Here is a 12,511-nt window from a genome sequence, read left to right as displayed (position 1 = left end):
CTTAGATCTCGAGCATCCGATCGAGCGCGACGCCCGCGAGTTCTTTCTCCTCGGGTGCGACCTCGATCACGTTGTGTTCGCGGCCTTCGGCGAGTTCCTCGAGCACCCAGGTCAGATAGTTGGGGTCGATCTGTCGCATGGCGTTACAGTCCATGCAGGCGTCGCCACAGAGCGGGACGACGTCGACCTCGGGATGCCAGCGCTGGAGGTGGTTCGTGAGGTGGACCTCGGTGCCGATCGCCCAGGTGTCGCCGGGGTCAGCGTTCTCGACCGTCTCACAGATCGTCGCCGTCGAGCCGGCCTTGTCAGCAGCTTCGACGACCTCGCGGCGACACTCGGGGTGAACGATGACCTTTGCACCGGGGTTCGCTTCGCGAACCCGATCGATGTGCTCGACGCGGAACCGTTCGTGGACCTGACAGTAGCCGTCCCAGAGGATAATATCGCTCTCGGCGACCTCCGCGGCGTCTTTGCCCTCTGGATCCCAGGGGTCCCACTGGGCGATTTCGTCTTCCATGCCGAGTCGGTGGGCAGTGTTCTCTCCGAGGTGTTTATCGGGCAGGAACAGCACCTTGTCGCCCTTCTCGAAGGCGTACTCGAAGGCCTTGTGCGCGTTCGAGGAGGTACAGACGAGTCCCCCCTGACTCGCACAGAAGGCTTTGAGGTCCGCGTAGGAGTTCATGTACGTGATCGGGATGATGTTGGCGTCGGGCGCTGCGTCGGTGATTTCGGCCCACGCACTGTCGACCTGGAGCGCTTCGGCCATCCCGGCCATCGGACACGACGCCTCCATGCTCGGGAGGATCACCGACTGGTCGTCGTCTGTGATGATGTCGGCGCTCTCGGCCATGAACGTCACGCCGCCGAAGATCACGTACTCCGCGTCGGCCTCGGCGGCCTGCTTCGAGAGCTGATAGGAGTCGCCGATGAAGTCCGCGTGCTCGACGATTTCCCGGCGCTGGTAGTTGTGGCCCAAAATGACGACGTCATCGCCGAGTTCGGCGAGCGCCGCCTCGATGCGTTCTGTCCGCTCGTTTTCTTCGAGATTGCGGTATCGTGGCGGGAGTTGTTCGAGATTGTCGTATTTGAACAAACTGAGATCGGTTTCGAACTCCGCCGTTTCCATATTGGCCATTTCACGTCACCTATGGGTAACACCACATCACACGCGAGTATTGAATAACTTTTTCCTTCGAAAGTCGAGTCCGGTCGAATACCATCGGTGAATACGGCGACTGAAACCGATCGGCGGGAACTCAGCGTTGTGAACATCTCTCTGACGTGAAAGTCACTGCATGAGTCGCTGTGGTCCTTGTTGCTGGCGCTCGTAGGCGGCGTATGGCACTCGAGGACGCCTTTTCGGATTTTATGCGACGAGATTGGGAGGCTGAGACGACCACGGGCACGGTCCGACTCGCCGTCATCGGGGTCGGCCACTTCGCACGCCAGCGTGCGCTCCCCGCGATCGCCGACAGCGCGCGCTGTGAGACGACGGTACTCGTCGCCAGCCCGCCTGAGAGCGTGGCCGACGTCGCCGAAACGTACGGCGTCGACCACGTCGTCGACTACGATCCCTTCCTCGAGGGGGCCTGCGTCGACGCCTACGACGCGGTCTACATCGCGGCACCGAACGCCGTCCACGGCCAGTACGCGACCGCGGCAGCCGACTTCGAGAAGCACGTCCTCTGTGAGAAGCCCCTCGAGACGACTGTCGAGCGCGCACGAGCTGTCGTCGACGCCTGTGCCGATGCCGGCGTGACGCTGATGACGGCCTATCGGTTGCAGGCCGAACCGACGGTGCGTCGTACGCGCGAACTCGTCCAGGATGGCGTGATCGGCGATGTCGTCCAGGTCCACGGCGGCTTCTCACATCCGCTGCTCGAGGAGGCCGACCCGGACACGTGGCGGCTCGATCCCGACGTTGCTGGCGGCGGCGCGCTGGTCGATCTCGGGATCTACCCGCTCAATACGATTCGGTTCGTCCTCGCGTGCGAGCCCACCGGAGTGTACGCTACCACTCGCTCGGAGGACCCTCCGTTTGCAAACGTCGACGAACACGTCGCCATTCAACTCGAGTACGAGACCGGTGCGACGGCCTCCTGTACGGCGAGTTTCGACGCCCACGCTCGCAGCGCGCTCGAGTTGGTCGGCACCGACGGGATGATCGACATCGAGTCACCGTTCGGCGGCGTCGTCCCCCAGGAGATGGTCGTCGAGAGTGGTGACGTTCGCATGGAGTACACCGGTCCACGAGTCGACGAGGTCCGCGAGGAGTTCGACTACTTCGGTTACTGTGTGCTGACGGGGGCCGATCCCGAACCCGACGGCGAGGACGGACTGGCCGACTTGCGCGCGATCGAGGCCGCCTACGAGGCTGCCGAGACGGGGCGGCAGGTTTCCCTCGAGTGAGCAACGGCTGGTCGGTCGAAACGCGACCGGGACCGGCGGCTATTCAAGTCCGGCTTGCCTACAGAACCGCATGGAGGACGTTACGGACGCCGGAATCTACGCGCGGGAATCGTCGTATCTCGACCGGTACGTGCAAGTGGGGGCTGCCAGTGGACGGGTCCTCAGCGTTTCGTTTCCAGACGTGCCCGACGACGACGCCGAGGCGGACCACCCCGTTCTCGATCGCATCTTCGAGTACTTAGACGGCCTCGAGCCGATCACGTTCGACGACGTGCAGGTCGCGATGACCATGCCCACTGACCAGCGAGCGGTCCTCGAGAGCGTCCAGGAGATTCCCTACGGCGACCAGGTCACCGTCGACACGCTCGCCCGGATGACATCGGGACTCGATCACGAAGACGACGACGACATCATCCGCGTTCGGACTGCACTTTCCGAGAACCCGACGCCGATTCTCATCCCGGACCATCGGGTCCGTGACGGTCCAAGCGCCGCGCCGCCGGACGTCGAGCAGAAATTACGGTCGATCGAGGAACTCTAATCGCTGGAAGACCTCCCTTTCGGAATCTGCTCGCTGTTCTACCGGTACTGCGCCGCTCCGGGCCGATTTCACTTTCACTTTCGGGCTACCTTTTAACCTTGGTCCCCGTGAACACGGTGGCATGAGCCAAGCGACGCTCGGCGACGACGAGGAACTGTTCGGAGAAGCGGCCACCGAGATGCGCGCGGACGTCGAGTCCTCGCTCGCGGACGCCTGGGCGGCACTCCCCGACGCCGATGATATCTGGGAGACCGATGCCAACAACGTGCTGGGTGCCCTCAACGGACTCAATTCGGCGCTCGAGGTCGGCGACGCCGAGGATCACCTTCGCGATGCGAAAAAGTGGTTCACGATGGGCCAGCGTGCCGACGCCTTCGACGACGCCGACGACCTCGAAGCGGAGATCGCCGACCTCGACGAGGCAATCACGGACATCTCGGCGGCAAGCGAGCAGGTCGGCGAACTCACGTCGACGATTCCGGCGCTTCGCGGCACGCTCGAGGACGCCGGGCCCGCAGACGATGCAGCCGACGCAGCCGACGATGATGCGGGTGACGAGGACGAAGCCGAGGAGTAATCGATCTCCTTCGGTCGAAGGGCCGAATCGCACCGACAATTAGCCGACTCACTAGCCGATCCTTACCGGTGGTCGGGCCGCGCCACGTCACGCTCGGCGACCGTCTCGAGCAGCCGGGCCAGCGAGTCGGCAGCTAACTCGAGCAGTGTCTCCCCGCGCTGGGCGTCGCCATCGGCAGGATCGCCGACGACGCCGTTTTCCGCGAACTCCGCCGAGTCGTAGGCCAGATTGACGTGACTCGTCCAGTCGCCCCAGCCGTCGGCTGCGCCGGTTCGAGCCTCGTCGATTCGATCCTCCCGAACAAGGTCTGGCTCGCAGTGGCGAAGCAGTGCGGTCTCGAGCGGGCCGCCGTGGCCCATATCATCGCTGTGCTCGCCAACGGCCTCGAACCAGGTGAAGGGAACGACGTAGGCGTCGCCGGTTCGCGTCAGCCGGCCACCGACCTCCCGGAGGGCGTCGACGTTGCCGCCGTGACCGTTGACTATAATGACGCGGTCGAAGCCGTGGTAAGAGAGGCTTTCGACGGCCTCGCCGACGTAGTCGCGGAACGTGTCTTCGGAGACCCACATCGTCCCGGGGAACTGGCGGTGTTCCGCGGCGACCCCGACCGGAATCGCCGGCGCGCGGGCGACCTCGCGCTCGACTCGCTCGATTCCCGCGTCGGCGACCGCTTCCGCAGTGAGCACGTCCGTCCCGAGGGGTGCGTGCGGGCCGTGTTGTTCCGTGCTGCCGACCGGAACGACCGCGAGATCCGTCTCGAGATCACCCACATCCGTCCACGTCGCCGCTGTGAGATCCATGTTCGACGGTACGTTGCTGTCGGACAAAAGTCGATACGTATTCGATCGCGTCGACGGCCACGGCGAACGCAGGCCCAATCCGTTTGCGGTCCGATTGCGTTCCGTCACGTATGTCCGACGAGAACCGCGAACGCGGCGTCGAACTCGGCGACGTACAGGCGACGCTCACGAACGTGGAGTACCCGATCGGTCACGACGAGTTACTCGACGCACACGGCGACGAGGAGATCGAAATGAGCGGCAACACGACGACGCTCGAGGACCTCATCGGGCCGTTGAACGAAGACGAGTATCGGGACTACGACGAGGTCGAGGGCGCGATCATGAACATGGTCGGCGACGAGGCCATCGGTCGGAAAAACTACAGCGATCGCACGCCGCCTGCGGTAGGCGAGGACAGACAGGACGAAGGAGCCCCGGATCAGGACGACCAGAGCGAGCAGGAGTCGTTCTAAGACAGTGGCGACCGACCACCACATACGGACTACTGCAGGTCATTTCCGGTGCAACCGCCGCTCGGGTCGCGGTTGCACCGGTACATCGTTATAGCAGACCGTCTCAGTCGTCGTCGCCGACTTCCGTCTGTGCCTGGCGGCGCTGGGCGCGTTCGATGAACTCCTCGGGAAGTTCGTCGATCTCGCCGGCTTGCACACCCCAGAGATGCGAGTAGAGTCCGTCGTTTGCGAGCAACTCCGCGTGTGTTCCCCGTTCGACGATCTCGCCGTCCTCGAGGACGAGGATCCCGTCTGCGTCCTTGATCGTCGAGAGTCGGTGTGCGATAGCGAACGTGGTTCGATCCGCCGCGAGCTCGTCGATCGACCGCTGGATGAGCATCTCGGTCTCGGTGTCGACGTCGCTGGTCGCCTCGTCTAAGACGAGGATCGCCGGATCTCGCAGGATCGCACGGGCGATCGAGAGACGCTGGCGTTGCCCGCCGGAGAGTTTGACGCCGCGTTCGCCGACCTCGGTGTCGTAGCCATCGGGCAGGTTCTGAACGAACTCGTGGGCTTCGGCCATCTTCGCGGCCTCGATCACGGCTTCACGATCGGCGTCGAAGGTGCCGTATTTGATGTTCTCTTCGACGCTGCCGTAGAAGAGGAAGGTGTCCTGGCTGACGTAGCCGATCGAGTCGCGAAGGCTCTGGAGCGTGATATCCTGGATGTCCTGACCGTCGATCCGGATCGCACCCTCGTCGACATCGTACATTCGCAAGAGGAGCTTGAGGACCGTCGACTTGCCGGCACCGGTCGGCCCGACCAGCGCGAGCGTCTCCCCACCTTCGACGGTGAAGTCGATGTTCTCGAGAATCGGCTCTGTGGTCGTTGACTCCTGTGTCTCACGGTCTTCGTAGCTAAACGCCACATCATCGTACTCGACGCACCCGTCGGTAACGTCGAGGTCGGGTGCGTCCGGGTCTTCGCCGACCCGGTTCGGTTCGTCCATCAGTCCGAAGATGCGCGCGCTCGAGGCTCGCGCGCGCTGGTACATATTGATGATCTGTCCGAACTGGGCCATCGGCCAAATAAATCGCTGGGTATAGAGAATGAAGACGACGAACATCCCGGTACTGAGTTCGCCCGAGAATGGCCCCGGCGGACCCGAGATGACCCAGAGACCGCCGACGAGGAAGGTGACGACGAAGCCGATCCCCGCGAGCACGCGCAGCCCGGGGAAGAACTTGATCCGCGTCCGGATTGCACCCCAGTTGGCGTCGAAGTACTCCTGAGAGACGTCTTCGACGCGGTCGGATTCGTAGGACTCGGTCGTACTCGACTTGATGACCTGAATCCCGCCGAGGTTGTTCTCGAGCCGGGAGTTGACCGTGCCGACGGTCGAGCGCACCTGTGCGTACTTCGGCTGGATGGTCTTGATGAACAGATACGTGAAACCGGCGATCAGCGGCACCGGCAGCAAGGCGACCAGCGCGAGCTGCCAGTTGATCGCCAGCAGTAAGCCGCCGATCCCCACCACCATCACGAGCAGCCGAAACAGAGAGTTCATCCCGTCGTTGAGGAATTTCTCGAGGCGATTAACGTCGTTCGAGAGGATCGACATCATCTCGCCAGTCTGCTTATCGGCGAAGAAGCCCATGTCCAGGCGCTGCATCTCGTCGTAGGTGTCGGTCCGGATGTCGTGTTGGACGTTCTGGGCGAACGTGTTGAACCCCCAGTTTCGGGTCCAGTGGAAGATCGCCGAACAGAGAAACGCTCCCGCGATGATCCCGATCGTCAGCCAGAACTGGGCGAGCCGACCGTCGGGGACGTACGGTGCGATGAGGCCACCACCCACCGGGAACGCCGCCGCGTACGCGATCTCTTGACGGATCACGGCGTCGATCGCGATCCCGAGCATCAGCGGTGGCAACAGATCGAGGACGCGAGCGACGACGCTTGCGACCACGCCGATAATCGCCGCACCGACGTAGTCGTTCCCGTACTCGAGGAACAGCCGCTTCATCGGGTTCTCGACCTCTGCCCGTTGTTCCTCGAATGGATCGTCCTCGTCTCCGCCGGAGCGATTCATTGCACGGGGCTCAGGGATCGCCAGCAATAAGAATTGCCGACCAACCGAACGATATCCGGCGTCGACGGCTGCGGTTCACGCTCGTTCTCGCTGTGACTTACGCGCGGTCACCGGTACCGAGGCTGGTGATGGTCGTCTGATTCGACTCGAGGTCGATGTCGATCTCGTCGCCGACCTCGATTCCGGTCTCGTTCGTGTAGCCGCGTGGCACTTCAAGCACCCATTTCCCGCGACCGGAGTACTCGAGATCGTTGCCATCTTCGTTCGGGCCGGGCGCGCGGGCGTGGTGAATCGTCGTGATCTCGCCGTCCGCACCGATGAAGATGATGTCGATATCGAAGTCCATCTCGCGCATCACGTAGGTCAGGTCTTGTTCGCTTCCGTGGACGAACAACATTCCATTACCCGGCTCGAGCGAGTCGTGGTTGCTCAGCCCGGTGTAGCGTTCATCGACAGAGTCCGCAACCTCGACGTCGATGACTGCTTTCGGCTCGTCGCTGTCGGCGTCGTCGACCACCCGTACCTCTCCGCTGTCGGGCCCCCACGGCGTCGAGACGAGTCCGGCCTGTAGGAGGACGACACCGGCGATCGAGAGGATCGCAATGGCGAGCAGTGTCTTTCCCATGCGCCCGAATGCCATACGTGATAGCTGCACCGCCAGAGAGTAAAGGTTATTCGGACGGACCTACTCGTCTCGGATGCGGGCTCGTGGTCTAGCTGGTCATGACGCGGCCTTTACAAGGCCGAGGTCGGTGGTTCGAACCCGCCCGAGCCCACTTCCTGCTGCGAGCAACTCCGCGAGCAGCAGGTATGTGGAACGAGGGCGGGTTCGACGGAGACGAGACGCGCGCAGCAACGCCGTGGTTCGAACCCGTCCGAGCCGATGTGTCTGCGACACACCTCGAGGCCGAGACGTCCGATGGCGACAGCAAACAACAGTGCTTCGGTCCCCCTGCGATCGGTTTCGATGCCGTCCTCGAGTCAGCTTTCGAGTTCGAACGGGATCGGGCCGACGTAGTCAGTGCTTGAGTCGCGCAACGTTTTCTCGAATCTGGCCGAGGAGGCCGTCCCCCGACCCGGGCTCGAGGGCTGCATACAACGTCGAGTTCTCCGGTTCGTCCTCGACGACGACGCGGAGATACGGCTCGAGTTGCTCGAAATTGTCCGCGAGGACGACGGTGTGATTGTCTTCGTTGTGCTCGACAACACCTGCATCGTCCAGTTTCGGGACGTGACACTGGACAGATGAGACGTAGACACTTTTGTACTCGTTTTTTGCCACCTCGTCCGGCGGCACGTCGTGTTCCCAGCCGGCGACCGTTTCGGCCAGTGTCGACAGTTCGATCGGGTCGTCCTGTCCCCGGAGCGCATAGAGGAGATAGCGCCGTCGGCGGTTCGCCAGTAACTCGAGGATCGTGTCGGCGTCGAGTTCGGTGGGCTCTTGACTCGAGGTAAGGGGCTCCATAACACGGTATTACCTCCCAGGGCGGAAAAGGGTGTCTTGAATATCCGATAATCCAACAGACGGACGGTAATCTCACATAGAGTGCGGCGTATTGTCTCCGTTACTGGTTTTTCAATACCATACTCAATATATTGCGCCCCGCTGCAGTCTCCTGTAAGCAGCGTGGAACGACGATCGCGATTCGAAATCCTTTTTTATATCATGGACGGAGATAGAGGTAAGCCGCCTTAGCTCAGACTGGGAGAGCACTCGACTGAAGATCGAGCTGTCCCCGGTTCAAATCCGGGAGGCGGCATTTTCCTGCGAACAACGTGAGCAGTGAAACTGCTTGCGAGGATTTGAACCAGACGAGTCGTGCGCAGCGAAGCGAGCACGTCTCGGCGAGGTTCACAATCCGGAAGGCGGCACTCCCTTCTCGGTTTACATGCCGGAACGACAAACCCCCTACTCAGTAGTCTCTATGCCGTTGCTTGCAAGGGGGGTGAGCGCGGGTGCAACTGATCGAGACCGCGCCCCACGAGTTCGCGGCTCACTTCCTCTTCGCAGAGCACGGTCTCGATCCGTTCTTCGCGTGCGACCGTCGGATCAAGGACGGTGACGGAAGTCAGCACGCCGAGTTCGCATTCAAGGGCGAGCCGTGGCAGGTGACGCTGTCCTATCGAGACTCCGGTCTCGAGCATCCGGGAGACCAGCTCCCGACTGGAACCGAGTTCCGTCTCGCAGAGAGGCGCGAATTCGAACTCAACGTAGAGAGTGGTGACGATATCGTCGGTGAACGGTCGTTCCGCACTCACATCGCGCCGCGCTGGCAGGGAATGCGGAGCAAGGGCGGTAGCACGATCTCCGTACCCGACGATCTCGAGGAAGGTGTGAATCTACACGTCCAAGGATCGAACATCGAATTCGAGCGCTATCAATCGTTGATCAACGTGCGGCGCGCGCGGTCGGCATCAACAGTCGCTACTTCGATGAGCTACACGAGTTCTCGACAGTTCTTGATGCCTCACTCAATCCTGAATCGATTGAAGTCCGCTAACGACGTCACTATTACCAAACATCTCCGTGAAAACGTTCCAATGGAACTCGAGTATGTAGCGGACAAGAATGACTATTTAAAAAGAATTAGGCGTAGTTTGGACCGCTTAGTAAGCGGGAACTGCTTCAAATCGACTCTCACTCTTGGACACTGACGAACAGCTCTTCCTGTTCGGTCCAGCAGTATTACGAAACACCAGGCTGATCATAACACAACAACCATTTTTCAGGGGTATCCATATCCGATATGGCTGTTCCGTCCCGGAATTCTTCTGCTCTTCCCTCTCCGAGCATCCTGAAATATTATCTCTACAAATCGACAAAAGCGGTCGAGTTTTACCGGCCAATTATGTATCTCTTCTTTCTCGCCCAAGGGCTCACCTTTACACAGATCGCCATCCTCGAAGCGGTATACAATCTGACGACGCTGCTGGGAGAGATTCCGACAGGCTATATCGGTGACCGTGTTGGTCGGCGCAACAGTCTCCTCATTGGAACCGTCCTCATCTCACTCACACTGCTCGGAATCGGGCTATCTAGTTCCTTCTGGGCACTCACGGCCCTGTACGTGTGCTGGTCGACAGGTTACAACTTCCGCTCGGGAAGCGAAGATGCCTGGCTGTACGATACGCTCACCGATGACCTCTCGGAAGACGAGTTTGCGCACGTCCGTGGGCGGGGAGAGTCCGTTTCACTGGCGATTGGCGCAGGTGCGGCGATCATCGGTGGCTATCTCGGGAGTATTGACCTGTCGTATCCGTGGTTCGTGGCTGCCACAGTGACGGCAATCGGCGTGTTCGTCCTCCTGACGATCGACGAACCTGAAACGTATGAACAAGCCGACACCACGGGACTGAGTTTTCGGCGGACACTCTCGATGATCCGTCGGACGGTCTCACAGCGTAACATACGGGCGTTCGTTCTGTATTATTACGTTCTCTATGCGGCGGTGACGTACCTCGTGTTCGTGTTTCTCCAACCGATTTTCGAGACAGTCGTTCTCGACTTTGGTGTGTCGCAGACGCAGGTTAAATCACTGCTCGGATGGTTCTACGCGGCGTATAGTCTCTTCGGCGCAGGATTGAGCTACTACACTGGTGCGATTCGCGACCGTCTCGGACTGCGAATGTGGTTTCTGGGGCTGCCCTTCGTCGTCGGCGGGGCACTGGTGGGGATGTATTTCGTCCCGGCTCTTGCCTTGCCGACGTTCCTGCTGGTTCGCGGGCTTTCTGATGTGACGCGGTCGTTCGCTAGCCAGTATATCAACGATCGTATTGAGACGATGGGACGTGCGACTGTTCTCAGCGCCATGGCGATGGTCAGCGGACTCGCAGTTGTCCCCTTCCAACTCGGGAGTGGCATCATCTCCGACATCGTCACTCCATTGTTCGCTCTCGCTGTGGCTGGTGTCATCCTCATCATTAGTTCTACAGGAATCTTGCTCTGGGAGACACCTATCGAACGAGGACCGAGTTAGTACCGAACCGGAGATCGCTCTACTCAGAACTCTTGTACAAGGGTGACGAACAGAAATCTATGCGAACGAGCTTCAATATTCCAGATGCAGTCGTCGAAGAGTTCGACCAGGTCTGGCAAGACGAGGGACTTGCCAATCGGTCACGGGCAGTCCGTGAAGCGATGCAGGAGTACATCGAGTCGCATTCACAACTCGAGGACTTGACGGATGATGTCGTCGGCACTGATGGGATGAAAGCCTGGATCAGATACATCGCACCGGGGAAGAAAATAATCCAGAGAGGGACGATAACTGGACCGGACTGCTCTTCCACTACGTGTTCGGCGGCGGTGTCAGAGATTCGCCACAGGACGAGCAAATCGTAGACGGGAATGAGAAGTGCGAGGGTACGCCAAAGCGGGTCGTATTCCTACTGGCTTACGTCACAGCGGTGTGAGACAATTTCGGCAGTACGTAAACGCGGAATCGTTTTCCATGCCGCACTGCTGACACGGGAGTCGCCTTCGGTCTGCCGTGGCGTCGTCGGACACCGTTGGCTCTGATATCGCCGTCTCCGCCTCGACATCGTTGCTTCGCCTCTCGGACTGTCGCTCGAGGCCGTCCCGATAAATCCCTTTGAGCACCGGGATACTGATCCCGATCGCAGCGAGTAAGAGCCCGATGACCACTGCGGCGTAGAGTTGTTCGGGAGTGGTCATAGGGGTGTTACGGTCGCTGGCTGTTTAGTGCTGTCCACTGGTCACAGTGCCAAACAGTGGCGGTTCCGGGACGACGCTCGCAACCGCCAACGACTTTCCCGTTATGTCCCGGTACTCAAACTGTGAGCCACGACTCGATCACAAACGAGAGCGAGACGTTCGAAATCGGCGAGACGACCGTCCACCGCCTCGGCTTCGGTGCGATGCGACTCTGTGGCGACGACATTATCGGCGCGCCCAACGACGAGACGGCTGCACGCGAGGTGGTCCGCCATGCCGTCGACTGCGGCGTCGACTTCATCGATACGGCAGACTCCTACGGCCCTGCCGTCAGCGAACGGTTGATCGGCGAGGCGATCGGCGACCGAGACGACGTGGTTGTCGCGACCAAGGCGGGGCTGCTGCGCAACGACGCGGGCGACTGGATCGCGCACGGCGATCCGGACTACATTCGCAATCAGGCACTCACCTCGCTCGACCGGTTGCAAACCGACACGATCGACCTCTACCAGTTTCACCGACCCGACGACGACACGCCATTCGAGGACTCGATCGCGGCGTTCGCAGAACTCAAAGACGACGGGCTCGTCGACGAGGTCGGTGTCAGTAACGTCTCTGCCGAACTCCTCGACCGTGCGCGCGAGCAGGTCGAAATCGCGACCGTCCAGAACCGGTACAATCTGAACGATCGCGGGAGTCGGGAGGTCCTCGAGATCTGTGCCGACGACGGCATCGGCTTCATCCCGTGGGCACCGATCGATGGCGATGATCTGGCCGCACACGGCGATCTCCTTGACGACATCGCTGCAGATTACGACGCGACACGGCGGCAGGTCGCGCTGGCGTGGCTGCTCGAGCGTGCCGACGTCATGCTCCCGATTCCGGGCACGTCCGATCTCGAGCATCTCTCGTCGAACGTTGCTGCCTCGCAACTGTCGCTGTCAGATGCGGAAATCCAGCGACTGACCGACGCTGCGGAGTGACCG

Annotated in this window: 14 protein-coding genes, 2 tRNA genes and 1 pseudogene; 10 read left to right on the top strand and 7 right to left on the bottom strand. The window is 60.9% G+C overall.

The window, feature by feature from the left end; all coding sequences use genetic code 11:
• Position 1: 1 nt before the first annotated feature.
• On the bottom strand, positions 2–1,135 hold the full coding sequence (gene nadA / locus ACERI1_RS05000) for a quinolinate synthase NadA (RefSeq protein ID WP_373616977.1): 1,134 nt from the start codon (positions 1,133–1,135) through the stop codon (positions 2–4).
• Between the two features lie 203 nt (positions 1,136–1,338).
• On the opposite strand from nadA, the gene gfo6 reads away from it, so the two are divergent.
• The 3 genes from gfo6 (at position 1,339) to ACERI1_RS04985 (ending at position 3,527) form a co-directional block, all read left to right on the top strand.
• The gene (gfo6, locus tag ACERI1_RS04995; RefSeq protein WP_373616976.1) at positions 1,339–2,409 is read left to right on the top strand and encodes a D-xylose 1-dehydrogenase Gfo6; all 1,071 of its coding nucleotides are present in this window, start codon (positions 1,339–1,341) and stop codon (positions 2,407–2,409) included.
• Positions 2,410–2,479: 70 nt separating this feature from the next.
• The gene (locus ACERI1_RS04990) at positions 2,480–2,950 is read left to right on the top strand and encodes an MGMT family protein (protein WP_373616975.1); all 471 of its coding nucleotides are present in this window, start codon (positions 2,480–2,482) and stop codon (positions 2,948–2,950) included.
• A 121-nt stretch (positions 2,951–3,071) separates the two neighbouring features.
• Entirely contained in the window at positions 3,072–3,527 is a 456-nt protein-coding gene (locus ACERI1_RS04985) for a DUF5790 family protein (RefSeq protein ID WP_373616974.1), read from the top strand.
• A 62-nt stretch (positions 3,528–3,589) separates the two neighbouring features.
• Here the strand turns inward: ACERI1_RS04985 and ACERI1_RS04980 are convergent, their stop codons facing one another.
• Positions 3,590–4,327: a creatininase family protein gene (locus ACERI1_RS04980; protein ID WP_373616973.1), complete on the bottom strand. Its 738-nt coding sequence runs from the start codon at positions 4,325–4,327 to the stop codon at positions 3,590–3,592.
• A 110-nt stretch (positions 4,328–4,437) separates the two neighbouring features.
• Between ACERI1_RS04980 and ACERI1_RS04975 the strand changes: the two genes are divergently transcribed.
• Positions 4,438–4,782 carry a hypothetical protein gene (locus ACERI1_RS04975; protein WP_373616972.1) on the top strand — a complete coding sequence of 115 codons (345 nt, stop codon included), beginning with the start codon at positions 4,438–4,440 and terminating at the stop codon, positions 4,780–4,782.
• A 103-nt stretch (positions 4,783–4,885) separates the two neighbouring features.
• Here ACERI1_RS04975 and ACERI1_RS04970 read toward each other — a convergent pair whose 3' ends face one another.
• Both ACERI1_RS04970 and ACERI1_RS04965 read right to left on the bottom strand, forming a co-directional pair.
• The gene (locus ACERI1_RS04970; protein ID WP_373616971.1) at positions 4,886–6,850 is read right to left on the bottom strand and encodes an ABC transporter ATP-binding protein; all 1,965 of its coding nucleotides are present in this window, start codon (positions 6,848–6,850) and stop codon (positions 4,886–4,888) included.
• A gap of 97 nt (positions 6,851–6,947) precedes the next feature.
• The gene (locus tag ACERI1_RS04965; RefSeq protein ID WP_373616970.1) at positions 6,948–7,490 is read right to left on the bottom strand and encodes a DUF192 domain-containing protein; all 543 of its coding nucleotides are present in this window, start codon (positions 7,488–7,490) and stop codon (positions 6,948–6,950) included.
• Between the two features lie 62 nt (positions 7,491–7,552).
• Here ACERI1_RS04965 and ACERI1_RS04960 point away from each other — a divergent pair.
• Both ACERI1_RS04960 and ACERI1_RS04955 read left to right on the top strand, forming a co-directional pair.
• Positions 7,553–7,626 (top strand) — tRNA-Val (locus ACERI1_RS04960).
• A gap of 34 nt (positions 7,627–7,660) precedes the next feature.
• On the top strand, positions 7,661–7,879 hold the full coding sequence (locus ACERI1_RS04955) for a hypothetical protein (RefSeq protein ID WP_373616969.1): 219 nt from the start codon (positions 7,661–7,663) through the stop codon (positions 7,877–7,879).
• Here the strand turns inward: ACERI1_RS04955 and ACERI1_RS04950 are convergent.
• Complete coding sequence (locus ACERI1_RS04950) at positions 7,869–8,315, bottom strand: hypothetical protein (RefSeq protein WP_373616968.1); 447 nt, start codon at positions 8,313–8,315, stop codon at positions 7,869–7,871. The two genes, ACERI1_RS04955 and ACERI1_RS04950, sit on opposite strands and share 11 nt — an antisense overlap.
• 221 nt (positions 8,316–8,536) lie before the next feature.
• Here ACERI1_RS04950 and ACERI1_RS04945 point away from each other — a divergent pair.
• Positions 8,537–8,610: transfer RNA gene (locus ACERI1_RS04945), tRNA-Phe, on the top strand.
• Between the two features lie 163 nt (positions 8,611–8,773).
• On the opposite strand, the gene ACERI1_RS04940 is transcribed toward ACERI1_RS04945, so the two are convergent.
• Entirely contained in the window at positions 8,774–9,109 is a 336-nt protein-coding gene (locus tag ACERI1_RS04940; protein ID WP_373616967.1) for a hypothetical protein, read from the bottom strand.
• Positions 9,110–9,597: 488 nt separating this feature from the next.
• Here ACERI1_RS04940 and ACERI1_RS04935 point away from each other — a divergent pair, with 488 nt between their 5' ends.
• Together ACERI1_RS04935 and ACERI1_RS04930 are read left to right on the top strand one after the other, a co-directional pair.
• Entirely contained in the window at positions 9,598–10,827 is a 1,230-nt protein-coding gene (locus ACERI1_RS04935) for an MFS transporter (RefSeq protein ID WP_373616966.1), read from the top strand.
• A 59-nt stretch (positions 10,828–10,886) separates the two neighbouring features.
• Positions 10,887–11,057: pseudogene (locus tag ACERI1_RS04930) on the top strand (CopG family ribbon-helix-helix protein); the annotation flags it as partial.
• Positions 11,058–11,249: 192 nt separating this feature from the next.
• Here the strand turns inward: ACERI1_RS04930 and ACERI1_RS04925 are convergent.
• Entirely contained in the window at positions 11,250–11,525 is a 276-nt protein-coding gene (locus tag ACERI1_RS04925; protein ID WP_373616965.1) for a zinc ribbon domain-containing protein, read from the bottom strand.
• 122 nt (positions 11,526–11,647) lie between these two features.
• On the opposite strand from ACERI1_RS04925, the gene ACERI1_RS04920 reads away from it, so the two are divergent.
• Entirely contained in the window at positions 11,648–12,508 is an 861-nt protein-coding gene (locus ACERI1_RS04920) for an aldo/keto reductase (protein ID WP_373616964.1), read from the top strand.
• Positions 12,509–12,511 lie beyond the last annotated feature (3 nt).

It is taken from the genome of Natrinema sp. HArc-T2, assembly GCF_041821085.1.
Classification (GTDB): domain Archaea; phylum Halobacteriota; class Halobacteria; order Halobacteriales; family Natrialbaceae; genus Natrinema.
This window is presented reverse-complemented; position numbering and strand designations above follow the sequence as displayed.

Excerpts from the sequence above, each read along its gene's own strand:
- nadA (WP_373616977.1), bottom strand. The coding sequence starts at position 1,135 with ATGGCCAATATGGAAACGGCGGAGTTCGAAACCGATCTCAGTTTGTTC.
- gfo6 (WP_373616976.1), top strand. The coding sequence starts at position 1,339 with ATGGCACTCGAGGACGCCTTTTCGGATTTTATGCGACGAGATTGGGAG.
- ACERI1_RS04990 (WP_373616975.1), top strand. The coding sequence starts at position 2,480 with ATGGAGGACGTTACGGACGCCGGAATCTACGCGCGGGAATCGTCGTAT.
- ACERI1_RS04985 (WP_373616974.1), top strand. The coding sequence starts at position 3,072 with ATGAGCCAAGCGACGCTCGGCGACGACGAGGAACTGTTCGGAGAAGCG.
- ACERI1_RS04980 (WP_373616973.1), bottom strand. The coding sequence starts at position 4,327 with ATGGATCTCACAGCGGCGACGTGGACGGATGTGGGTGATCTCGAGACG.
- ACERI1_RS04975 (WP_373616972.1), top strand. The coding sequence starts at position 4,438 with ATGTCCGACGAGAACCGCGAACGCGGCGTCGAACTCGGCGACGTACAG.
- ACERI1_RS04970 (WP_373616971.1), bottom strand. The coding sequence starts at position 6,850 with ATGAATCGCTCCGGCGGAGACGAGGACGATCCATTCGAGGAACAACGG.
- ACERI1_RS04965 (WP_373616970.1), bottom strand. The coding sequence starts at position 7,490 with ATGGCATTCGGGCGCATGGGAAAGACACTGCTCGCCATTGCGATCCTC.
- ACERI1_RS04955 (WP_373616969.1), top strand. The coding sequence starts at position 7,661 with ATGTGGAACGAGGGCGGGTTCGACGGAGACGAGACGCGCGCAGCAACG.
- ACERI1_RS04950 (WP_373616968.1), bottom strand. The coding sequence starts at position 8,315 with ATGGAGCCCCTTACCTCGAGTCAAGAGCCCACCGAACTCGACGCCGAC.
- ACERI1_RS04935 (WP_373616966.1), top strand. The coding sequence starts at position 9,598 with ATGGCTGTTCCGTCCCGGAATTCTTCTGCTCTTCCCTCTCCGAGCATC.
- ACERI1_RS04925 (WP_373616965.1), bottom strand. The coding sequence starts at position 11,525 with ATGACCACTCCCGAACAACTCTACGCCGCAGTGGTCATCGGGCTCTTA.